The sequence below is a fragment of the Pseudomonas sp. GNP012 genome (assembly GCF_054343835.1).
The window spans coordinates 1,246,019-1,269,109 of sequence record NZ_JBTGUU010000001.1; the positions used below are offsets into that span (position 1 = coordinate 1,246,019).

The window sequence follows — 23,091 nt, forward strand, 5'->3', positions numbered from 1 at the left end:
GAGTTATAGGCAGACTAAAAGCGAGGCAAGCATGGACAAAGGGCACAAGGCCGGTATTGACGGGGATCAATGGGCGCAGTGTGTGCGGGATCATGGATGGTTGTGGAATGCCGCTGCCGGCAAGGCAGCGGCGACGCTGATCCTCGCCCACGGCGCCGGTGCACCGATGGACAGCGACTGGATGAGCGACATGGCTGCACGCCTCGCCGCACAAGGCGTCAACGTGTTGCGCTTCGAGTTTCCCTACATGGCGCAGCGGCGCCTCGACGGCGGCAAGCGCCCACCGAATCCGGCGCCGAAACTGCTCGAATGCTGGCGTGAGGTGTATGCCCAGGTGCGACGCCATGTCACTGGGCCGCTGGCCATCGGCGGCAAGTCCATGGGTGGGCGCATGGCCAGTTTGCTGGCCGATGAGTTGGGGGCGGATGCGCTGGTGTGCCTGGGCTACCCGTTTTATGCGGTGGGCAAGCCGGAGAAGCCGCGGGTCGAGCATCTGGCGGGGCTCAAGACTAGAACCTTGATCGTGCAAGGCGAGCGCGATGCGTTGTGCAACCGGGAGGCGGTCGAAGGGTATTCGCTATCGCCGGTTATCGAGGTGTTCTGGCTGGTGGCGGGGGATCATGACTTGAAGCCGTTGAAAGCTTCGGGCTTTAGCCATGAGCAGCATTTGGCGGCTGCGGCGCAGAAAGTGGTCGCATTTCTTCTCTGAGATGAGTGGTGTCTGGGCCTGCCTCTTCGCGGGCAAGCCCGCTCCCACAGTGATCTGTGGTGTGGCTTGATCGTGTGATCAATGCAAAACCCTGTGGGAGCGGGCTTGCCCGCGAAGGCGCCCGCACAGACAACATACTTTTCAAATTGATAATAAAAAACCCGGAAGCTCTCACTGTCCGGGTTCTTGTCATTCCAGCAGCAATCAGCGGTTAAACCGTTCCACCAACGAATACTGGGTGTTCGCAGTCTTGGTCAGCTCTTCACTCAACAAAGCCGAGTTCTGCGCCTGTTCCGAGGTCTGGTCCGCCAGCTCCGAGATGTTGCTGATGTTGCGGCTGATTTCTTCGGCCACGGCACTTTGCTCTTCGGTCGCGGCGGCGATCTGGGTGGTCATGTCGGTGATGTTGGCCACCGCTTCACTGATCCCCACCAGTGCCTGGTCCGCTTCCAGCACCCGCGCCACGCCTTCTTCCGCCTGACGATGCCCGGCTTCCATGGTTTGCACCGCAGTACCGGCGGTTTGTTGGAGCTTGGCGATCAGCGCATGAATCTGCCCGGTGGACTCGCTGGTGCGTTGCGCCAGCTGACGGACTTCGTCGGCCACCACCGCAAAACCACGACCCATCTCACCGGCACGGGCCGCTTCGATGGCGGCGTTCAGGGCCAGCAGGTTGGTCTGGTCGGCGATGCCTTTGATCACGTCGACCACGCCACCGATTTCGTTGCTGTCCTTGGCCAGTTGGGTCACGGTGACGCCGGTTTCACCCACCACCACCGACAGGCGCTGGATGGCTTCGCGGGTTTCCCCGGCGATGTCACGACCGCGACCGGTCAGCCGATTGGCTTCCTGGGTGGCGTCGGCCGTGCGTTGCACGTGGCTGGCGACTTCCTGGGTGGTCGCGGCCATCTGGTTGACCGCCGTGGCCACTTGCTCGGTCTCGACCCGTTGACGTTCCAGGCCGCTGGAGCTGTTGTGCGCCAGGGCATCGGACTGCCTGGCCTGATCGGTCAAGTGCTCGGCCGTATCCTGCAGTCGCGTCAGGCAGGTTTTCAAGCGTGCTTCCTGGCTGAGGATAGACATCTCCAGCCGCGCCTGGGCGCCGCGACTGTCGGTGTACATCTGTGCGATCAACGGATCGGAGGTGGTCTGCTCGGCCAGGCGCAGCAAACGCTTGAGACCGCGCTGTTGCCACTGCAGGCCCATCAGGCCCAGCGGCACCGAAAGACCGGCGGCCAGGGCAAAACCCCAATGGGAGTTAAGCGATGCACCGATCATGAAGCTCAACTGGCTGACCAGGATGAACGGCAGCCAGTCCTGCAGGATCGGCAACCATTTATCCGAAGAGGGAATGGCTGACTTGCCCTGGTTGATGCGTTGGTAGAGCGCTTCGGCACGGCGGATCTGTTCGGCGGTGGGCTTGACCCGCACCGACTCGTAACCGGTCACCTGATTGCCTTCGAAGATCGGTGTCACATAGGCGTTAACCCAGTAGTGATCACCGCTCTTGCAGCGATTCTTCACAATGCCCATCCATGGCAAGCCTTGTTTCAGCGTGCCCCACATGTGGGCGAACACCGCGGCCGGGACGTCGGGGTGACGGACCAGGTTGTGCGGTGCACGGATCAGCTCCTCCCGGGAGAACCCGCTGATATCGACGAAATCGTCGTTGCAGTAGGTGATCATGCCCTTGGCATCGGTGGTGGAAATCAACCGTTGCTGGGCCGGGAAGGTCCGCTCGCGTTGTGTAATTGGCTGGTTGTTACGCATGGCTTTTTTAATCCGCAAGGCTTTCAAGTGCTGTATCGGCAATACCGGCGGATTGTTGAGATTATTTTTCGATAATTAGCGATGCGTCGCAAAATGACCCTTGCGTCAGCCGGCGAGCATCGGATACGTGAACAGGCCGAAGTGCAGCAGGTTCAAGCCGAAGTGGGTGGCGATGGCGGCCGCCAGCCCGCCGAAGCGGTAGGCCAGGCCATAGCCGATCCCGGCCAGGCCGGCCAACAGGACCCATTGCCAGCCTGCCCCGGCATGGGCCAGGCCGAAGATCAACGAAGCCAGGAGCAGGGCAAGGTTTTCGCCATGGCGCAGGTTTTTCAGGCATCGGTTAAGGCCACCCTGGATATAGCCGCGGAACAGCGCTTCCTCGACCAGCGTCACCAGCAGCAGATTGTTGAGCAGCCACAACCAGGCAGAATCCGGCCACTTCGGTGCCCAAGTGACGACACCCAGCAACAGTGCGCCGCCCAAGGCCAGCACGGCACTCAGGGGCAACGCCAGTGCGGTGGCAAACAGGATCGATCGAAACGAGCGCCGACCGACAAGCCATGGGCAGACCAGTAACAGCCAAAAACCGATCAGGGGTTTGTCAAGGTTCGCGTACATGGAAAACGGCACCGCGTCGTCGGTGAAACGCTGCGTGGCGATGATTGGGCCGTTGTAGAAACCGGGCCACCAATGCGTGGCAAGGGCCAGCGCGAGAATGATGAACAGGCCATGGCCGAGGTACCGACCGAACTGAAGTGTTTGCTGGCTAGCGGCAAAACCGGAAACCAACAGCAAAGCAACAGAAGTCGCCGCCGGCCAACTCATACTGCTGAAGTCCAGTGCTAAGTAGTAGCCGAGGGAGAGGAGGGCCAGAAAAGTCCTTGGCAGAGCAAACATTGAAAGTCCTTGTATCGAAATTCTGGATTCCCCCAGTCTCCAGTGGGAGCGAGCTTGCTCGCGATGACGGCGGAACATTCAAAGATGATGTTGAATGACACTCCGCTATCGCGAGCAAGCTCGCTCCCACAGGGACTAGTGTCGGGCCAACATCAAGCAGTGCGAGATTATAGGGATGTGGTCACAAACAAAAACACCGCCCGAAGGCGGTGTTTGTATCAGCGCATGGCTAGGAGGCAATCAGCTGCCGCAACACGTAATGCAGAATCCCTCCGGACTTGAAGTATTCCACCTCATTGAGCGTATCGATGCGGCACAGCACCTCGATTTTCTCGCGGCTGCCGTCTTCGCGAGTGATGACCAGTGTCAGGTTCATCCGTGGTGTCAGCTCGACACCCGTCAAGCCGAGGATGTCCAGGGTTTCACTGCCGTTGAGGTTCAGGCTCTTGCGGTTCTGATCCAGCTTGAACTGCAACGGCAATACGCCCATGCCCACCAGGTTGGAGCGGTGGATGCGTTCGAAGCTTTCGGCGATGACCGCTTTGACGCCCAGCAGATTGGTGCCTTTGGCCGCCCAGTCGCGGCTCGATCCGGTGCCGTATTCCTGGCCGGCAATCACCACTAGCGGGGTGCCCGACGCCTGATAGCGCATGGCGGCGTCGTAGATCGGCATTTTCTCCCCGGTGGGAATGTAGCGGGTGTTGCCGCCTTCCTCGCCGCCGAGCATTTCGTTGCGTATGCGGATGTTGGCGAAGGTGCCGCGCATCATCACTTCATGGTTGCCGCGTCGCGAACCGTAGGAGTTGAAGTCCCGCGGTTCCACGCCTTTGTCGCGTAGGTATTGCCCTGCCGGGCTTTCCGCCTTGATGTTGCCGGCGGGGGAGATGTGATCAGTGGTCACCGAGTCGCCGAGCAGGGCGAGAATGTTCGCTGCGCTGACATCCTTGACCAGGGGCGGCGGGCCGCCGATGTCGTCGAAGAAGGGGGGATGCTGGATGTAGGTCGAGTCGTCCTGCCAGACATAGGTCGCCGCTTGCGGCACCTCGATCGCCTGCCATTGTTCGTCTCCGGCAAACACTTCGGCGTATTCCTTGTGGAACATGGCGGTGTTGACCTGGCTCACCGCGTCGGCGATTTCTTTGCTGCTGGGCCAGATGTCCCGCAGGTATACCAGTTTACCGTCCTTGTCTTCGCCCAGCGGTTCGCGGCTGAGGTCGGTGCGTACCGTACCTGCCAACGCATAGGCGACCACCAGTGGCGGGGAAGCCAGCCAGTTGGTTTTCACCAGGGGATGCACCCGGCCTTCGAAGTTGCGATTGCCCGAGAGTACCGATGCCACGGTGAGGTCGGCTTGCTGGATGGCTTTCTCGATGGGTTCCGGCAGCGGTCCGGAGTTGCCGATGCAGGTGGTGCAGCCGTAGCCGACCAGGGCAAAGCCCAATTCATCGAGGTAGCGGGTCAGGCCGGCCGCCTTGTAGTAGTCGGTGACCACCTTCGAGCCGGGGGCCAGCGAGCTCTTCACCCAGGGTTTGCGTTTCAGGCCTTTTTCCACGGCCTTCTTCGCCACCAGCCCGGCCGCCATCATCACGCTCGGGTTGGAGGTGTTGGTGCAGGAGGTGATGGCGGCAATGACCACGGCGCCGTTTTTCAGGCGATAGGTCTGGCCTTCGTAATCGTAGTCCGCTTCACCGGCCATATCGGCATTGCCGACGGCGACGCCACCACCACCTTCGCTTTCGAGGCGACCTTCTTCCTTGCTGGTGGGTTTGAATTGCAGGTCGACGAAGTCGCTGAAGGCTTGCGCGACATTCGGCAGCGACACCCGGTCCTGCGGACGTTTTGGTCCCGCGAGGCTGGCTTCGACGCTGCCCATGTCCAGCGCCAGGGTGTCGGTGAACACCGGCTCCTGGCCGGGCAGGCGCCACAGACCCTGGGCCTTGCTGTAGGCCTCGACCAATTGCACTGTTTCAAGTGGGCGGCCGGACAGGCGCAGGTACTCCAGCGTGACGTCGTCCACCGGGAAGAAACCGCAGGTGGCGCCGTATTCCGGCGCCATGTTGGCGATGGTCGCCCGGTCGGCCAGCGGCAGGTCGGCAAGGCCGTCGCCGTAGAATTCGACGAATTTGCCCACCACGCCTTTCTTGCGCAGCATCTGGGTGACGGTCAGCACCAGGTCGGTGGCGGTGATGCCTTCCCTGAGCTTGCCGGTGAGTTTGAAACCGATGACTTCGGGAATCAGCATCGACACCGGTTGCCCGAGCATCGCCGCTTCCGCCTCGATGCCACCGACACCCCAGCCGAGCACGCCGAGGCCGTTGATCATGGTTGTGTGGGAGTCGGTGCCGACCAGGGTGTCGGGGAAGGCATAGGTGCGGCCGTCCTCGTCCTTGTTCCAGACCGTGCGACCGAGGTATTCAAGATTCACCTGGTGGCAGATCCCGGTGCCCGGCGGCACCACGCTGAAGTTGTCGAAGGCACTCTGGCCCCAGCGCAGGAACGCATAGCGCTCGCCATTGCGCTGCATTTCAATGTCGACGTTCTGCTCGAAAGCGCTGCTGCTGGCGAACTTGTCGACCATCACCGAGTGGTCGATCACCAGGTCCACCGGCGACAGCGGGTTGATGCGCTGTGGATCGCCGCCGGCCCTGGCCATCGCCGCGCGCATGGCGGCCAGGTCGACCACGGCGGGAACACCGGTGAAGTCCTGCATCAGCACCCGCGCCGGGCGGTACTGGATTTCGCGGTCGGAGCGGCGCTCCTTGAGCCACGCGGCCAGTGCCTTGAGGTCGGCGCCGGTGACGGTTTTTTCGTCCTCCCAGCGCAGCAGGTTTTCCAGCAGGACTTTCAACGACATCGGCAACTTGTCCAGCTCGCCCAGGCTCCTGGCGGCGTCGGGCAGGCTGAAGTAGTGGTAGGTCTTGTTGCCGACCTGCAGGGTTTTCAACGTATTCAGGCTATCGAGGGACGGCATTGCGATCACTCCTTGAAGTCCGCACGGCTACGGACTGAGGGGACGGACAGAGCCTTAAACCTAGCCCTGTTTTCGGTAGCTGGCTAATAACTGGACTCTATGGACAGACCCAGGTTCCGATCTCGGCTATCATGCGCCGGTTTTCGTGACAGGCTTTGCTTCAACGCAAGCGGTCTCTCTTTGTGGGAGCGAGCAAGCTCGCTCCTACAGGGTCCAGGAGTAAGAATGAACACCCTATTCATGCATTGCCGGCCGGGCTTCGAAGGTGAAGTCTGTTCCGAGATTTCCGACCTCGCCGCGCGCTTGAACGTGGCCGGCTACGCCAAGGCCAAAGCCGCCACCGCTTGCGCCGAATTCGTCTGCACCGAAGAAGACGGCGCCGAGCGCCTGATGCGCGGGCAGCGTTTCGCCGAGCTGATCTTCCCGCGCCAATGGGCCCGGGGGATTTTCATCGATCTGCCGGAAACCGACCGCATCAGCGTGATCCTCGATCATATGGCGGACTTTCCGCTGTGCGGCAGCCTGTGGCTGGAAATGGTCGACACCAATGATGGCAAGGAACTGTCGAACTTCTGCAAAAAGTTCGAAGTGCACCTGCGCAAGGCGCTGATGGCCGCCGGCAAACTGGTGGAAGACGCTCACAAGCCGCGGCTGTTGCTGACCTTCAAAAGCGGCCGTGAGGTGTTCATGGGGCTGGCCGAGTCGAACAACTCGGCGATGTGGCCGATGGGCATTCCCCGCTTGAAGTTTCCTCGGGAGGCGCCGAGCCGCTCGACCCTGAAGCTGGAAGAGGCCTGGCACCACTTCATCCCGCGCGACCAGTGGGACGAGCGCCTGCACAGCGACATGACCGGCGTCGACCTCGGGGCCGCTCCCGGTGGCTGGACCTGGCAACTGGTCAACCGCGGCATGCTGGTGACCGCCATCGACAACGGCCCGATGGCTGAAAGCCTGATGGACACGGGGCTGGTGCAACACCTGATGGCCGACGGTTTCACCTTCAAACCCAAGCAGCCGGTGGACTGGATGGTCTGCGACATCGTCGAGAAGCCGGCGCGCAATGCGGCGATGCTGGAAGAGTGGATCGGTGACGGCCATTGCCGTGAGGCGGTGGTCAACCTCAAGCTGCCGATGAAGCAGCGCTATGCCGAAGTGAAGCGGCTGCTCGAGCGCATTGCCGATGGTTTCAAGGCACGGGGTATCAAGGTCGAGATCGGCTGCAAGCAGCTGTACCACGACCGCGAGGAAGTGACTTGCCATTTGCGCCGGCTGGACGTGAAGAAACCCAAGTCCCGCTGAAGCACCGCAACCCCCCTGTAGGAGCGAGCCTGCTCGCGATGGACTTGAGAGCGCATTGGGGTGTCAGGCATCCAGCGTTATCGTTAACGATCATCGCGAGCAAGCTCGCTCCTACAAGAGTACGGCGTTATGCCACAGATGACGTTACACCCGGCAATGGGCGACAATGCCGGCCAGTTTCAGGAGTGAATCATGAGTGAAATGCTTGATACGCCGGTAGACGGCACCCTCGATGCCACCGGCCTCAACTGCCCCGAGCCGGTGATGATGCTGCACCAGCACATCCGTGACCTGGTGCCCGGCGGCCTGCTCAAGGTCATCGCCACCGACCCGTCGACCCGTCGTGACATTCCCAAGTTCTGTGTGTTTCTTGACCACGAACTGGTAGCGCAGCACGAGGAGGAGGGCACCTACCTCTACTGGATTCGCAAGAAGTCAGGCTGACGACACCTCCAAAAAAAGACCTGCAAACGCAGGTCTTTTTGTTTGTGCAATCAGCCGGCCGAGCGGCTGTTACGAATCCGTTTGCGCGCACTGAGCGTCAGGCGGATCGACAACATCAGCGCCGCACAGCTCAAGCCGGCAATCAACCCTTCCCACAGCCCGCTCGGGCCGCTGGCCGGACCGAACCAGTCGGTCAGTCCCAACACGTAGCCGACCGGCAGACCGATGCCCCAATAGGCGAACAAGGTCAGGATCATGGTCACCCGGGTGTCCTGGTAGCCACGCAACGCGCCCGCGCAAATCACCTGGATGGCATCGGAAAACTGGTACAGCGCGGCATACACAATCAACATCGACGCAATCTGGATCACGGCCTTGTCAGGCGTGTAGATCGAGGCGATAGGTTCGCGCAGGAGCAGGATCAGGCTCGCCGAGAACGCCGCGAACACCAGTGCCGCGCCGAGCCCGACCTTCGCCGCGAAGCGCGCCTGCCAGGGATTGCCGGCCCCCAGTGCCTGACCGACGCGCACGGTCACCGCCATGCCTAGCGAATAAGGAATCATGAACAGCAACGAGCTGATATTGAGGGCGATCTGATGCCCGGCCACCACGGTAGAGCCGAGACTGCCGATCAATAGCGCGATAACTGCGAAGATGCTGGACTCGGCGAAGACGGCTATGCCAATCGGCAGGCCAATGCCGACCAGGCGCTTGATCACGGCCCATTGCGGGCGGTCGAAGCGCACCAGTACCCGGGTGCGGGCATAGAAGGGGGCCCAGAAGGTCCAGCCAGCCATGCTCAACGCCATGAACCACATCACGATGCCGCTGGCCCAGCCGCAACCGACGCCGCCCAGGGCCGGTGCGCCGAAATGGCCGTAGATCAACGCATAGTTCAGCGGGATGTTCAGCAGCAGGCCGCACAAGCCGATGACCATGCTCGGGCGGGTACGCCCCATGCCATCGCTGTAGCAGCGCAATACGTAGTAGAACGCCATGCCGGGAAACCCGAAGGCGATCCCGTGCAGGTAACCCATGCTCGGCTCGATCAATTGCGGATCGACTTTCATCCAGTGCAGGATCGGCTCGGCGCTGAGCAGCAGGCCGCTGCCGATCAAGCCGACACACAATGCCAGCCACAGCGCCTGGCGTACCAGCGGGCCGATCTCGTCGAACTGTGCGGCGCCAAAGCGTTGCGCGACCTTGGGTGTGGTTGCCAGCAGAACGCCGGACATCAACAGGTAGACCGGAATCCAGATCGAGTTGCCCAGGGCCACCGAGGCCAGGTCCCTCGGGCTGACACGGCCGGCCATCACCGCATCGACGAAGCCCATGGCCGTGGTGGCCAGTTGCGCGATCATGATGGGCAGGGCCAGGCCGAGCAGGCCCTTGAGTTCCAGGCGAACGGGGGTCGTCCGCGAAGGCGCAGTGGCGACGGTACTTTCAATAACAGGATTCAATAGCGAAACGTCCAAGAGGTTTTGATGCACAGCCGCGCATTCTACGCGTTGACGCGGCAGTCAGGAAAAGGCCCGTGTTATGGATTTGTAATCAACCCTCTGTAGGAGCGAGCTTGCTCGCGATGAGCGTCAACGATGGCGCGGGATGCCTGAATGAACGTGGCATCCTTGCGTCCTTCGCGAGCAAGCTCGCTCCTACAGAGAGATGCGTCTAGGCGCGATGCGTCATCTACGCCTACACTGCCGATCCGCCAAAAGGAGCCTGCCATGCTGATTGTTGCCGACGAAAATATCCCCCTGCTCGAGGCCTTCTTTGAAGGCTTCGGTGAAATCCGCCGGGTGCCGGGTCGCGCCATCGACCGTGCCACGGTCGAGCAGGCCGATGTGCTGTTGGTGCGTTCGGTGACCAACGTCAACCGCGCGCTGCTTGAAGGCAGCAAGGTGCGCTTTGTCGGTACGTGCACCATCGGCACCGATCATCTGGACCTGGATTACTTTCAGCAGGCCGGCATCACCTGGTCCAGTGCACCGGGCTGCAATGCCCGCGGCGTGGTCGACTATGTGCTCGGCAGCTTGCTGACCCTGGCTGAAATCGAAGGGGCCGACCTGACCCGGCGTACCTACGGCGTGGTCGGCGCCGGCGAGGTGGGCGGCCGACTGGTCAAGGTCCTGCAGGGTCTGGGCTGGAAGGTGCTGGTGTGCGATCCACCACGGCAGGCGAATGAAGGCGGTGACTACGTCAGCCTCGAGCAGATCATCGACGAGTGCGACGTCATCAGCCTGCACACGCCGCTGACCAAGCAGGGGCCTCAATCGACCTGGCATCTGTTCGATGAAAAACGCCTCAACCAGCTCAGGTCCGGTACCTGGCTGATCAATGCCAGTCGTGGACCTGTGGTCAACAACGCGGCACTGCGCGATTTGCTGCTGGAGCGTGAAGACCTGCAAGCAGTGCTCGATGTCTGGGAAGGCGAGCCTGAAGTCGACGTGGCGCTGGCCGAGCTGTGCGTGCTGGCCACGCCGCACATTGCCGGTTACAGCCTCGACGGCAAGCAGCGGGGGACCGCGCAGATCTATCAGGCCTATTGCGATTTCCTCGGGCAACCGCCCCGCGTCAGTCTGAGCGATTTGCTGCCGGCACCCTGGTTGTCGCACGTGACACTGAATGCGCAAAGCGACCCGGCCTGGGCCTTGGCGATGCTGTGCCGTGGCGTGTATGACCCGCGTCGTGACGATGCGGATTTCCGCCGCAGCCTTGTCGGCAGTGTCAGCGAGCAGCGCGCGGCGTTCGATGTGCTGCGCAAGCAATACCCGTCGCGCCGTGAGATCGACGGCTTGCAGGTGCGGATCGAGGGGGATGCGCCTGAGTTGCAGAGGATTGTGGCGGCGTTGGGAGCGATGGCAATCTGATGGGCCATGGCGGCCCCTTCGCGAGCAAGCCCGCTCCCACAGGGGATTTGTGGTGCATATAGATCCAGTGTGGGAGCGGGCTTGCTCGCGAAGGGCACCCCACAATGTCCGGACAGGCACCCATAAAAAACCCGGCCAACTATGGGCCGGGTCAAGAAGACGGTGGCTATATCACTCTTGTTCGGCAGGCTTGACCAATCGCTTTTCCAGTTCGCTGCAAGCTTTCTGGATCATTTCTTCAGTGATCGGTACTTCGCGGCCTTGCTCGTCGATAATCGAGCAGCCCAGAGACTGGTCTGGTTGCGTGCGGATCACTTGAATCTTGTCATCGCTGCTGTGTTGCAAGGACATGGCCTGTCTCCTCATCAGGTTGTGCGCTTACTGTAGAACCACCAGGTGACCGGGCTATGACAACTCCCTGCGATCTTTCCGGGGGAACAGAACCAGTGCAGCAGAAATGCCTTCGCGTGGCTAGCCGAACTTTAGACCAATAGCGTCTAGCCTCTAGTGTTGGTGGACATAATTAACCTGACTCATTGTGATTTGCAGCGAGCCACCCCATTGAGCGGTGTAGGCTGACCCTAATGATTGTCTTGTCCCGGATGTTTGCGATGCTCTCTGCCCGTCACCGCCGTGCTGTTCGCCTGGCCAGTCGTTTCATTGCGCCGTATCGCTGGCAGGCCTTCGGCGCCTTGCTGGCGTTGATCGTCACTGCCGGCATCACCTTGTCCATGGGGCAGGGCATCCGCATGCTGGTGGACAAGGGGTTCATGACCCAGTCGCCACACCTGCTCAATCAGTCCATTGGCCTGTTCATGTTGCTGGTGGTGGGGCTGGCGATCGGCACCTTTGTACGGTTTTACCTGGTGTCGTGGATCGGCGAGCGCTGCGTCGCCGATATCCGGCGTGACGTGTTCAATCACCTGATTTACCTGCACCCGGGTTTTTACGAAGACAATCGCAGCTCCGAAATCCAGTCTCGCCTGACCGCCGACACCACGCTGCTGCAATCGGTCATCGGGTCTTCGCTATCGTTGTTCCTGCGCAATCTGTTGATGGTGATCGGCGGGATCGTCCTGTTGTTCATCACCAACCCCAAGCTCACCAGTATCGTAGTGGTGGCCTTGCCCCTGGTGATCGCGCCGATCCTGATTTTCGGTCGCCGGGTGCGTAACCTCTCGCGCCTTAGCCAGGACCGGATTGCCGATATCGGCAGTTATGTTTCCGAAACCCTGGGGCAGATCAAGACCGTGCAAGCCTACAACCATCAGGTCCAGGACGAGCAACGGTTTGCCCTGACCGTGGAGGAGGCGTTCAACACCGCACGCAAGCGCATTTTCCAGCGGGCGTGGCTGATTACCCTGGTGATCGTGCTGGTCCTGGGCGCGGTCGGGGTGATGCTCTGGGTCGGCGGGATGGACGTCATCGCCGGGCGAATTTCCGCCGGCGAGCTGGCGGCGTTCGTGTTCTACAGCCTGATCGTCGGCAGTGCGTTCGGCACCTTGAGCGAGGTGATCGGGGAATTGCAGCGGGCGGCCGGCGCAGCCGAACGGATTGCCGAGTTGCTGCGTTCGGAAAACATCATCCTGCCACCGGTCGCAGGCGCGGTGACGCTGCCGGAACGGGTCGACGGCCACCTGCAGCTGCAAAATGTGCGTTTTTCCTACCCGTCGCGGCCGGAAAGTTACGCTGTCGACGGCTTGAGCCTGACAGTCAATGCCGGTGAGACGCTGGCGCTGGTTGGGCCCTCCGGGGCCGGCAAGTCGACGGTGTATGACTTGCTGCTGCGTTTCTACGACCCGGCCGAGGGGCGCATCCTGCTCGATGGCGTGCCGTTGACTCAGCTCGATCCGCTGGATTTGCGCCGCTGCTTCGCCCTGGTGTCACAGACCCCGGCGCTGTTTTTCGGCAGCATTGAAGACAATATTCGCTACGGCAATCCGCAGGCGACGCTGGCCGAGGTACAGGATGCGGCAAAGATCGCTTACGCCCATGACTTTATCGAAGCCATGCCCAGCGGTTACCAGACTCATCTGGGGGATGGCGGTCTCGGCTTGTCCGGCGGCCAGCGCCAACGCCTGGCTATCGCCCGCGCGTTGCTGGTGGACGCCCCGATCCTGCTCCTCGACGAAGCCACCAGCGCCCTCGATGCCCAGAGTGAGCACCTGATCCAGCAGGCGCTGCCGAGCCTGATGAAGAACCGAACCACCCTGGTGATCGCCCATCGCCTGGCCACGGTTAAAAACGCCGACCGGATCGCGGTGATGGATCAGGGGAAGCTGGTGGCGGTAGGGACGCACCAGGAACTGATTGCCAGCAATGCCTTGTATGCACGGCTGGCGGCGTTGCAGTTCAGTGACGGCAAGATTGCCGCCGAACTGTAGGAGCTGCCGCAGGCTGCGATCTTTTGATCTTGAAGACCCCTGACAAAAAAATGCCCGCATCGTTTGATGCGGGCATTTTTAGAGCAAGATCAAAAGATCGCAGCCTTCGGCAGCTCCTACATAACCGGCATTACCGGTCATTGATCGTCGAAAAACCGCTCATGCCAATCCACGATCGGCTGTGGCGAGTTGAGCTTCTGGCCGTAGATCACCGAGTACGACAACACGTTTTGCACGTACTGGCGGGTTTCGTCGAACGGGATGCTTTCTACCCACACATCGAAACTCAGGTGGTCGGCACCGCGCAGCCATTGGCGCACGCGACCCGGGCCGGCGTTGTAGGCGGCGGAGGCAAGGACGCGGTTGCCGTTGAACTGGCTGTGCACCTGGCTCAGGTAAGCGGCGCCGAGCTGGATGTTCTTGTCCGGGTTGAACAGTTGCTGTGGCGAGCTATAGGGAATGCTGAACTTGCGTGCGGTTTCCTTGGCGGTGGCGGGCATCAGTTGCATCAGGCCCGAGGCGCCGACCCCGGAGCGGGCATCTTCCATGAAGGCGCTTTCCTGGCGAGTGATGGCGAATGCCCAGCTCGGATGCAGGCCGCGATTCTTCGCTTCACGCACCAGCGTGTTGCGGTGGGCCATCGGGAAGCGAATATCCAGATCGTCCCAATACTGCGCCTGGCTGATGGTGCGAATGGCCGGGAAGTACCATTTGAGGTCGTAGGCCAGTTTGGCCTGGGCAACCATCTCGTCACGGCTGAAGTGGCGGCTGACGTGGTACCACTCGCGGCGACCGTCGACGATTTGCCCGCGAGCGTGGAACTCCAGGGCGCGACGTATGCCGGGGGTGTTGCGCACTTTGTTGATCAGCGCCTGGCTCATCACCAGCGGCTTGTTGTTCAGCGAGTAGGGTGACTGCGAGCGATCGGCGGCGAGGAAACCATAGAAGTCGCGTTCGCGGGCCAGGTTTTTATAGAGCGTCTGCACTTCCGGATTCTGCGGTTGCGCCAGTTCCAGGCTGCGGGCCTGCCAGTAGCGCCAGCGGTTGGTGGTGGCCAGGTCCTGGGGCAGGCGGCGGGTCAACTGGTAGGCATCGTCCCAGCGCGCCAGGCGCAGGAGCAGGCGCAGGCGCCATTCGGAAACTGTGTTGTCGCGCAGTTCCGGATCGTATTTGGTCATGACGTCCAGGGCTCGGCCGTCGAAACGTTTGGCGAGGGTCAAGCCGATTTCCCGGGCGATTGCGACTTTTTCATCCCGGGAGAAGTGCATGCTGCTGGCGTAGCCGTCGAGCAGGTTCATGGCCCTGTCCGGGTCCTGGCGAGCCAGGCGGCGCAGGCCGAGGCTGACCACGTCGGACATGGCTTCATCTGCCGGGGTGAAGCGTGACGGCTGGTTGAGCAGTTCCGGTTTCTGCGCGACGTCCACCAGCAAGCGACCGCGCGGGGCGAGGGTGGTCAAGCCGTTGACCAGGCTGTTGGCCAGCGGATAGTTGCGCGCCTGGGCGGCGAGTTTGGCGCGCTCCCAGCGTTTTTGCTCGGTCAACTGGCCTTCGGCCGCCCACATGCCGAACAGGGCATCGCAGGCTTCGGGCTGGGATTTGCCGGTCAGCCAGAGCTTTTCGGTGTTGGCGTAACCTTCGGCCTTGAGGTTGTGGCTGATCTGGTACTGCGCATTCAGGCAGTCCAGTTCGGTGAAGTTCATTTTCGGGTCGTAATACTTGACGAAAGTCGCCCAGTCGCCCCGGTCCGCCAGCCAGCGCAACCAGCGCAGTTTCATCCAGTTGGCCTGGGGCAGGTCGCCGTGTTCGGCGAGGAATTTCTCGATTTCGGCGTTGCTCGCGGTTTTCAGGCGCGCGGTCAGTTCGTCATAGGCCAGATACGGCTCCAGCGGATAATCGGCGAGGGCCTGGCTGTAACGGAAATACGGGCCGGAATCGCCCTTGGCCAGGGCGCGCTTGGCTTCATCGTAATATTGGCGTTGGGTGGACAGGTCCACCGCCTGGGCGGATTGAAGCGCTGCGGCTGAAAGTAAAAAACACGACAAAAGATTGAAAAGGCGACTGCGCATGAGACGTCCAGGCAGAGAAAACATGACAAGTGCGGGTCAGGCCCGCACTGAATTGTCTGTAGCTTAGCCTTTTGCCAGCAGCCGGCGAAAGCTTTGCGGGTCTTCCCGCATCAGTTCGCAACATTTGTCGTTCAGAGTGCTACGAGAGTGAAATTGCCGGCCTTCTGAAGCCTCAAGTCAGGTAGAATGCGCGCCCGGTTTTTGGAGAAGCTCATGACCCTGCTCAAATTCAGCGATGTGTCCCTTGCTTTCGGCGCTATGCCGTTGTTGGACAAGGTGTCCTGGCAGATCGCCCGTGGTGAGCGGGTGTGCATCATCGGCCGCAACGGCACTGGCAAGTCCAGCATGATGAAGCTCGTCAAGGGCGACCAGAAGCCCGATGACGGCTCCGTTTGGCGCGCACCCGGTCTCAAGATCGGCGAATTGCCGCAAGAATTGCCGGTGGCCGACGAGCGGACAGTGTTCGACGTGGTGGCCGAAGGCCTGGACGGCGTCGGTGCGTTGCTCGCCGAGTATCACCACCTGAGCCAGAACATCGTCACCGATGCCGATCTGGACAAGCTGATGCACGTCCAGCACGACCTCGAAGCCCGCGATGGCTGGCGCTTGCAGACGCTGGTCGACAGCACCCTGAGTCGCCTGCAACTGCCGGCCGACAAGACCCTCGCCGAGTTGTCCGGCGGCTGGCGTCGTCGCGTCCTGCTGGCCCAGGCCCTGGTGTCCGAGCCGGACCTGCTGCTGCTCGACGAGCCGACCAACCACCTGGACATCGGTGCCATCGCCTGGCTTGAAGAGGCGCTGAAGGATTTCCAGGGCGCCGTGCTGTTCATCACGCACGACCGTTCTTTCCTGCAGAACCTGGCAACCCGCATCCTCGAACTGGATCGTGGTGGCCTGATCGACTGGAACGGCGACTACGCCAGTTTCCTCGTACACAAGGAAGCCGCGCTGGCGGCCGAAGAAACCGCCAACGCGCTGTTCGACAAGCGCCTGGCCCAGGAAGAAGTGTGGATTCGCCAGGGCATCAAGGCCCGCCGCACCCGTAACGAAGGCCGCGTACGCGCGCTCAAAGCCTTGCGCGTCGAGCGCAGCGAACGTCGCGAGCGGACCGGCAAGGCCAACATTCAGCTGGAAACCGCCGACAAGTCCGGCAAACAGGTCATGGTCCTCGATAACGTGAGCTTTGCTCACCCGGACGGTCCGTTCCTGATCAAGGACTTCTCCATGGTGCTGCAGCGCGGCGACCGTATCGGTCTGCTCGGCGCCAACGGTACCGGCAAGACCACGCTGCTGAAGCTGATGCTCAGCGGCTTGCAGCCAACCAGCGGCAAGGTGGAAGAGGGCACCAGGATCGATGTTGCCTACTTCGACCAGTTGCGCCATCAGCTGGATCTGGAAAAGACCGTGATCGACAACGTCGCCGAAGGCCGCGACTTCATCGATATCGACGGCCAGAGTCGCCACGTGCTGAGCTACCTCGGCGACTTCCTGTTCAGCCCGCAGCGTGCCCGCACGCCGGTCAAGGCGCTGTCCGGCGGTGAACGTGCCCGTCTGTTGCTGGCCAAGCTGTTCAGCAAGCCGGCCAACCTGCTGGTACTCGACGAACCGACCAACGACCTCGACGTCGAAACCCTCGAATTGCTCGAAGAGGTTCTGCTGACCTTCAACGGCACCGTATTGATGGTCAGTCACGACCGGGCATTCCTCGACAACGTGGTGACCAGCACCCTGGTCTTCGAAGGTGAAGGCAAGGTGCGCGAATACGTTGGCGGTTATCAGGACTGGCTGCGTCAGGGCGGCTCGCCGCGCCTGCTCGGCGTAACCGAGAGCAAGTCCGGCAAGGCCGACCTGAACTCTGCAGTGGTGAAGGCCGAGCCGGCACCGGTTGCGGCGGCAGTCGAAGCGCCAGTGGCGAAGAAGAAGCTCAGCTACAAATTGCAGCGTGAGCTGGAAGCGTTGCCCGGCGAGATCGAAGCCATGGAGCAGCAGATCGCTGCCGTTGAAGCGCAGATGGCCGACGCGGGTTTCTACCTGCGCCCGGCTGCCGAGACGGCTGCAGTGATCGCTCAGCTGGCGCAGTTGCAGGCTGAACTCGACGTGATGGTCGAGCGCTGGGCCGAACTGGATGCCTGATTGATCCTGCAATAAAAAAGCCCGGCTTCACACACGTGAACGCCGGGCTTTTCATATGAACTGCAGTTCCCTGTAGGAGCGAGCTCGCTCGCGATGGTCGTCAACGATGACGCGGGAAACCTGATGCCCCGCGGCGTTCTCAGGTTCATCGCGAGCGAGCTCGCTCCTACAGGACGGGTGTTGTCAGCTTTTGGTTTGCAGGCGCACCGCAAGCACATCGCAAGGCGCGCCATGCAGCACGTCATTGGCGGTGGAGCCCAGCAGCAGTGCCAGGCCGTGCCGGCCGTGGCTGCCCACCACGATCAGGTCGCAGGTTTGCTCCTTGGCCAGGTGGTGGATTTCCTGGCGTGGCTGGCCATAGGTCAGGTGGCTGTATTCCTTGGAGAGCTCCGGGTATTTGAGGATCAACCGGTCAAGGCGCTCCTTGGCCTGATCGAACTGCTGTTGTTGCAGTTGTGACAGGTCCATCGGCACGTCGCCGCCGAAGGCCATCGCCATCGGCTCGACAATGTGCACCAGTGACAATTTCGCGCCGTTGCTCACCGACAGCTCGCGAGCGCGGTGGATCACAGGGTCGCACTCTTCGGTCAGATCTACAGCGACCAGAATATGGTTGTAGGGCATGAGGTGCTCCTCCTGAGGATTGCAATATTGGTAAGTATGGCTGGTTTCAAGCGCATTGGTTCCAAAGTGACACAATGGGCTCATCAAGAATCGGGAGTACAGATATGACGGTGTGGATAGTGGTGTCAATCCTGTTGGTGGTACTCAGCCCACTGGCATGGTTGCGCCCGTCGCGTGTTCAGAGTGGGCGCATCGCCCTGCGCATGGAGGCTCGGCGCATTGGGCTGGCCATGCAGCTGGCGCCCCAGGAGTGGCCACACTGGCTGAGCCAGGAGCCGCCGAGCCCGTGTGCCCAATACCATCGCCCGCGGCGTGGCAGTCAGGCGGCGTGCTGGAGTTACTGGCAAAAATCACCGGGTGTCTGGGTCAATCAATGGCAGGAAACCTGTGAAGATCGAGCGCTGCTCAATTATTTCGAAAAATTGCCGGGTAATGTCTACAAGGTCGAGGCCGACAAGCAAATGATTGCCTTGTATTGGGGCGAGAAGGGCGAGGCCGAGGTGTTGCAGCACATCGATGCCACCCTCAAGGCGCTCGCCTGAAGCTCCGATCCCCTGTAGGAGCGAGCCTGCTCGCGATGGACGTGAACGATGATGCTTGAAACCTGACACCCCGTGGCGCTCTCAGGTTCATCGCGAGCAGGCTCGCTCCTACAGAGTGCAGAGGAGCGCAATTGCCGCTTTTTTGTACGCAATAAAAAGCCCGACATTCATCATCGGGCTGGAGTTGGCCAGGCAGGCCGGTAAAACGGTGTTGGCTGATCTTACGCTGGGCATTCGCCAAAAGCGTTCACAATTTCCCCCTGGTTCCGCCAGCGTAGCTTGTTAAACACGGGCTGCAGCGAATTAGGGCGCATTTTCTAACAATTGATTCTATGAATGACCCTGCATGCTTCGGCGTGTTTAAGGTCTTCGCAGTACGGATATGACCGGAAAGTCGCGTTTCAACCCGTGTTTCGGGCGATTGACAATTGTCGGAAATTCCGTGAAGGTGACGTACCCAAATCAAACGGGCGTATGAATTGAGCGTTTGTATTTCAGACCGCTCCTACAGAATCCCGACTATCGCGTTGGCGGGTGTGCCGGGGGAATGGGCGTAGCATTGACGATCGACGTCCCTGCCAAGCCATTCGCCTGCGTCCGACGTGTACTGTTCAGCTTCCATATCGTGGAGATCAGTTGATGATTTACGAAGGTAAAGCCATCACGGTTAAGGCTCTTGAAAGTGGCATCGTCGAACTGAAGTTCGACCTCAAGGGTGAGTCCGTCAACAAGTTCAACCGTCTAACCCTGAACGAACTGCGTCAGGCCGTAGACACCATCAAGGCAGATGCTTCGATCAAGGGCGTGATCGTCAGCAGTGGCAAGGACGTGTTCATCGTCGGCGCCGACATCACCGAATTTGTCGACAACTTCAAGCTGCCGGATGCAGAGCTTGTTGCTGGCAACCTCGAAGCCAACAAGATTTTCAGCGATTTCGAAGACCTCAACGTTCCGACCGTTGTCGCGATCAATGGCATCGCGCTGGGTGGCGGTCTGGAAATGTGCCTGGCGGCGGACTACCGCGTCATGTCCACCAAGGCCAAGATCGGCCTGCCGGAAGTCAAGCTGGGCATCTACCCGGGCTTCGGCGGTACCGTTCGTCTGCCGCGTCTGATCGGTGCCGACAACGCCATCGAGTGGATTGCCGCCGGCAAGGAAAACCGTCCTGAAGACGCGCTCAAAGTTGGCGCTGTCGATGCAGTGGTTGCTCCAGAGAAGCTGCAAGAGGCCGCGCTGGAACTGATCAAGCGCGCCATCTGCGGCGAGTTCGACTACAAGGCCAAGCGCCAGCCGAAGCTGGAAAAGCTGAAGCTGAACGCTATCGAGCAAATGATGGCTTTCGAAACCGCCAAGGGTTTCGTGGCCGGTCAAGCTGGCCCGAACTACCCGGCGCCGGTTGAAGCGATCAAGACCATCCAGAAAGCCGCGAACTTCGGTCGCGACAAGGCCCTGGAAATTGAAGCCGCAGGTTTCGTCAAGCTGGCCAAGACCTCTGCTGCGCAGAGCCTGATCGGTCTGTTCCTGAACGACCAGGAGCTGAAGAAAAAGGCCAAGGCCTACGACGAAATCGCCAAGGACGTGAAGCAGGCCGCCGTACTGGGCGCCGGCATCATGGGTGGCGGTATCGCCTATCAGTCGGCTTCCAAAGGCACGCCGATACTGATGAAGGACATCAACGAGCACGGCATCGAGCAGGGGCTGGCCGAAGCCGCCAAACTGCTGGTTGGCCGCGTTGATAAAGGCCGCATGACCGCCGCGAAAATGGCTGAAGTGCTCAACGGCATTCGTCCGACCTTGTCCTACGGTGATTTCGGTCACGTGGACCTGGTGGTGGAAGCGGTCGTCGAGAACCCGAAGGTCAAGCAGGCCGTACTGGCTGAGGTTGAAGACCAGGTCAAAGAGGACACCATCCTCGCGTCCAACACCTCGACCATTTCCATCACCTTGCTGGCCAAGGCCCTCAAGCGCCCGGAAAACTTCGTCGGCATGCACTTCTTCAACCCGGTGCACATGATGCCGCTGGTGGAAGTGATCCGTGGCGAGAAGTCCAGCGAGCTGGCCGTTGCCACCACCGTTGCCTACGCCAAGAAAATGGGCAAGAACCCGATCGTCGTCAACGACTGCCCGGGCTTCCTGGTCAACCGCGTACTGTTCCCGTACTTCGGCGGTTTCGCCAAGCTGGTCAGCGCCGGTGTGGACTTCGTCCGTATCGACAAGATCATGGAAAAGTTCGGCTGGCCTATGGGCCCGGCCTACCTGATGGACGTGGTCGGCATCGACACCGGCCACCACGGCCGTGACGTGATGGCTGAAGGCTTCCCGGACCGCATGAAGGACGATCGTCGCTCGGCTGTCGACGTGCTCTACGAAGCCAAGCGCCTGGGCCAGAAGAACGGCAAGGGCTTCTACGCCTACGAGACCGACAAGCGCGGCAAGCAGAAGAAAGTCGCCGATCCTTCGGTGCTGGAAGTGCTCAAGCCAATCGTCTTTGAACAGCGCGAAGTCACTGACGAAGACATCATTAACTGGATGATGATCCCGCTGTGCCTGGAAACCGTGCGTTGCCTGGAAGACGGCATCGTCGAAACCGCTGCCGAAGCCGACATGGGTCTGGTCTACGGCATTGGTTTCCCTCCATTCCGTGGCGGTGCGCTGCGTTACATCGATTCGATCGGTGTGGCAGAGTTCGTTGCCCTGGCTGACCAGTACGCTGATTTGGGCGCGCTGTACCACCCGACCGCGAAGCTGCGCGAAATGGCCAAGAACGGCCAGAGCTTCTTCGGTTAAGCGCCCCCAACTAGAGTGAGAGTGAACTTATGAGCTTGAATCCTAGAGACGTCGTGATTGTCGACTTCGGTCGTACTCCGATGGGCCGCTCCAAGGGCGGCATGCACCGCAACACCCGCGCCGAAGACATGTCGGCGCACCTGATCAGCAAATTGCTGGAACGCAACGTCAAGGTCGACCCGAACGAAGTCGAAGACGTGATCTGGGGCTGTGTGAACCAGACCCTGGAGCAGGGCTGGAACATCGCGCGCATGGCGTCGCTGATGACCCAGATCCCGCACACCTCGGCCGGCCAGACCGTCAGCCGTCTGTGTGGCTCGTCCATGAGCGCCTTGCACACTGCTGCGCAAGCGATCATGACCGGCAATGGTGACGTGTTCGTCGTTGGTGGCGTCGAGCATATGGGTCACGTGAGCATGATGCACGGTGTCGATCCGAACCCGCACATGTCGCTGTACGCGGCGAAAGCCTCGGGCATGATGGGCCTGACCGCGGAAATGCTGGGCAAAATGCACGGCATTACGCGCGAGCAGCAAGATGCTTTCGGCGTGCGCTCCCACCAACTCGCCCACAAGGCGACCGTGGAAGGCAAGTTCAAAGACGAAATCATCCCGATGCAGGGCTACGACGAGAACGGTTTCCTGAAAACCTTCGACTACGACGAAACCATTCGTCCGGAAACCACCCTGGAAAGCCTGGCGGCTCTCAAGCCAGCGTTCAATCCGAAGGGCGGCACCGTGACAGCGGGTACTTCGTCGCAGATCACCGATGGTGCTTCGTGCATGATCGTGATGTCGGCGCAGCGCGCACAGGACCTGGGCATCCAGCCTATGGCGGTGATTCGCTCGATGGCGGTAGCAGGTGTGGATCCGGCAATCATGGGCTATGGTCCAGTACCGGCCACACAAAAAGCACTGAAGCGCGCGGGTCTTGGCATCTCCGACATCGACTTCTTCGAGCTCAACGAAGCTTTCGCCGCACAGGCCCTGCCAGTGCTGAAAGATCTGAAAGTGCTCGACAAGATGAACGAGAAGGTTAACCTGCACGGCGGCGCGATCGCCCTGGGCCACCCGTTCGGTTGCTCCGGTGCGCGTATCTCCGGCACTTTGCTCAACGTGATGAAGCAGAATGGCGGTACCTTCGGGGTAGCCACCATGTGCATTGGTCTCGGCCAAGGCATCTCCACCGTCTTCGAACGCGTTTAAGCGTTTCGTTGAAGGAAGCCGGGGCCAAGTGCCCCGGTTTTTGTTTTTCCGGATTTATTTTTGTTTTTATTTTGAAAAAATTTGAGTGAGGGCCAAAGCATGCCGATACAACCTGGGCTCTACCAACATTACAAAGGTCCGCAGTACCGCGTATTCAGTGTTGCGCGGCATTCGGAAACCGAAGAAGAAGTGGTCTTCTATCAAGCCCTGTATGGCGATTACGGCTTTTGGGTGCGTCCCTTGAGCATGTTCCTGGAGTCGGTCGAAGTTGACGGCGAACAGGTGCCACGCTTTGCTTTGGTGCAGGCCGAAGAAAGCCTTTTTACCAAGCCATAAGCTGAGTGCGCGCAATACCCTGCGCTTGACCTCACCTTGTAGCCACTATATATA

The 23,091-nt window shown here is 60.7% G+C and carries 17 protein-coding genes; 10 read left to right on the forward strand and 7 right to left on the reverse strand.

Annotated features, from left to right (window positions below; all coding sequences use genetic code 11):
* Positions 1 to 31 precede the first annotated feature (31 nt).
* Positions 32 to 709, forward strand: coding sequence for an alpha/beta family hydrolase (locus ACXX83_RS05415; protein WP_458547757.1), 678 nt, complete (start codon positions 32 to 34; stop codon positions 707 to 709).
* 204 nt (positions 710 to 913) lie between these two features.
* On the opposite strand, the gene ACXX83_RS05420 is transcribed toward ACXX83_RS05415, so the two are convergent.
* The 3 genes from ACXX83_RS05420 to acnA form a co-directional block, all read right to left on the reverse strand.
* Positions 914 to 2,479 (reverse strand): methyl-accepting chemotaxis protein, encoded by a 1,566-nt coding sequence (locus tag ACXX83_RS05420; protein ID WP_217837673.1) that lies wholly within the window; start codon positions 2,477 to 2,479, stop codon positions 914 to 916.
* A gap of 105 nt (positions 2,480 to 2,584) precedes the next feature.
* A complete protein-coding gene (locus tag ACXX83_RS05425) occupies positions 2,585 to 3,376 on the reverse strand; it encodes a CPBP family intramembrane glutamic endopeptidase (protein WP_217837674.1) in 792 nt (263 codons plus the stop codon).
* A 229-nt stretch (positions 3,377 to 3,605) separates the two neighbouring features.
* Positions 3,606 to 6,347 (reverse strand): aconitate hydratase AcnA, encoded by a 2,742-nt coding sequence (acnA, locus tag ACXX83_RS05430; protein ID WP_458547758.1) that lies wholly within the window; start codon positions 6,345 to 6,347, stop codon positions 3,606 to 3,608.
* 225 nt (positions 6,348 to 6,572) lie between these two features.
* Here acnA and rlmM point away from each other — a divergent pair, with 225 nt between their 5' ends.
* On the forward strand, positions 6,573 to 7,646 hold the full coding sequence (gene rlmM, locus ACXX83_RS05435) for a 23S rRNA (cytidine(2498)-2'-O)-methyltransferase RlmM (RefSeq protein WP_008022982.1): 1,074 nt from the start codon (positions 6,573 to 6,575) through the stop codon (positions 7,644 to 7,646).
* 192 nt (positions 7,647 to 7,838) lie between these two features.
* Positions 7,839 to 8,090 carry a sulfurtransferase TusA gene (tusA, locus tag ACXX83_RS05440; protein ID WP_007974070.1) on the forward strand — a complete coding sequence of 84 codons (252 nt, stop codon included), beginning with the start codon at positions 7,839 to 7,841 and terminating at the stop codon, positions 8,088 to 8,090.
* 50 nt (positions 8,091 to 8,140) lie between these two features.
* On the opposite strand, the gene ACXX83_RS05445 is transcribed toward tusA, so the two are convergent.
* Entirely contained in the window at positions 8,141 to 9,550 is a 1,410-nt protein-coding gene (locus ACXX83_RS05445; RefSeq protein ID WP_458547759.1) for an MATE family efflux transporter, read from the reverse strand.
* Positions 9,551 to 9,817: 267 nt separating this feature from the next.
* Here ACXX83_RS05445 and pdxB point away from each other — a divergent pair, with 267 nt between their 5' ends.
* Positions 9,818 to 10,960 (forward strand): 4-phosphoerythronate dehydrogenase PdxB, encoded by a 1,143-nt coding sequence (pdxB, locus tag ACXX83_RS05450; RefSeq protein WP_458547760.1) that lies wholly within the window; start codon positions 9,818 to 9,820, stop codon positions 10,958 to 10,960.
* Positions 10,961 to 11,131: 171 nt separating this feature from the next.
* Here the strand turns inward: pdxB and ACXX83_RS05455 are convergent, their stop codons facing one another.
* The gene (locus ACXX83_RS05455) at positions 11,132 to 11,311 is read right to left on the reverse strand and encodes a PA1571 family protein (protein WP_007974065.1); all 180 of its coding nucleotides are present in this window, start codon (positions 11,309 to 11,311) and stop codon (positions 11,132 to 11,134) included.
* A gap of 251 nt (positions 11,312 to 11,562) precedes the next feature.
* Here ACXX83_RS05455 and ACXX83_RS05460 point away from each other — a divergent pair, with 251 nt between their 5' ends.
* Positions 11,563 to 13,344 carry an ABC transporter transmembrane domain-containing protein gene (locus ACXX83_RS05460; RefSeq protein WP_458550160.1) on the forward strand — a complete coding sequence of 594 codons (1,782 nt, stop codon included), beginning with the start codon at positions 11,563 to 11,565 and terminating at the stop codon, positions 13,342 to 13,344.
* A 137-nt stretch (positions 13,345 to 13,481) separates the two neighbouring features.
* Here the strand turns inward: ACXX83_RS05460 and ACXX83_RS05465 are convergent, their stop codons facing one another.
* Complete coding sequence (locus tag ACXX83_RS05465; protein WP_015095960.1) at positions 13,482 to 15,410, reverse strand: transglycosylase SLT domain-containing protein; 1,929 nt, start codon at positions 15,408 to 15,410, stop codon at positions 13,482 to 13,484.
* A 213-nt stretch (positions 15,411 to 15,623) separates the two neighbouring features.
* Here ACXX83_RS05465 and ACXX83_RS05470 point away from each other — a divergent pair, with 213 nt between their 5' ends.
* Positions 15,624 to 17,543 carry an ATP-binding cassette domain-containing protein gene (locus ACXX83_RS05470; protein WP_007974055.1) on the forward strand — a complete coding sequence of 640 codons (1,920 nt, stop codon included), beginning with the start codon at positions 15,624 to 15,626 and terminating at the stop codon, positions 17,541 to 17,543.
* 183 nt (positions 17,544 to 17,726) lie between these two features.
* On the opposite strand, the gene ACXX83_RS05475 is transcribed toward ACXX83_RS05470, so the two are convergent.
* Positions 17,727 to 18,167, reverse strand: coding sequence for a universal stress protein (locus ACXX83_RS05475; RefSeq protein ID WP_015095958.1), 441 nt, complete (start codon positions 18,165 to 18,167; stop codon positions 17,727 to 17,729).
* A 104-nt stretch (positions 18,168 to 18,271) separates the two neighbouring features.
* Between ACXX83_RS05475 and ACXX83_RS05480 the strand changes: the two genes are divergently transcribed.
* The 4 genes from ACXX83_RS05480 (at position 18,272) to ACXX83_RS05495 (ending at position 23,037) form a co-directional block, all read left to right on the forward strand.
* Positions 18,272 to 18,709, forward strand: coding sequence for a hypothetical protein (locus ACXX83_RS05480; RefSeq protein ID WP_458547761.1), 438 nt, complete (start codon positions 18,272 to 18,274; stop codon positions 18,707 to 18,709).
* A gap of 639 nt (positions 18,710 to 19,348) precedes the next feature.
* Positions 19,349 to 21,496, forward strand: coding sequence for a fatty acid oxidation complex subunit alpha FadB (gene fadB / locus ACXX83_RS05485; RefSeq protein ID WP_458547762.1), 2,148 nt, complete (start codon positions 19,349 to 19,351; stop codon positions 21,494 to 21,496).
* Between the two features lie 29 nt (positions 21,497 to 21,525).
* A complete protein-coding gene (gene fadA, locus ACXX83_RS05490) occupies positions 21,526 to 22,701 on the forward strand; it encodes an acetyl-CoA C-acyltransferase FadA (RefSeq protein ID WP_007986361.1) in 1,176 nt (391 codons plus the stop codon).
* Between the two features lie 99 nt (positions 22,702 to 22,800).
* The gene (locus ACXX83_RS05495) at positions 22,801 to 23,037 is read left to right on the forward strand and encodes a DUF1653 domain-containing protein (RefSeq protein WP_007986363.1); all 237 of its coding nucleotides are present in this window, start codon (positions 22,801 to 22,803) and stop codon (positions 23,035 to 23,037) included.
* Positions 23,038 to 23,091: the final 54 nt, after the last annotated feature.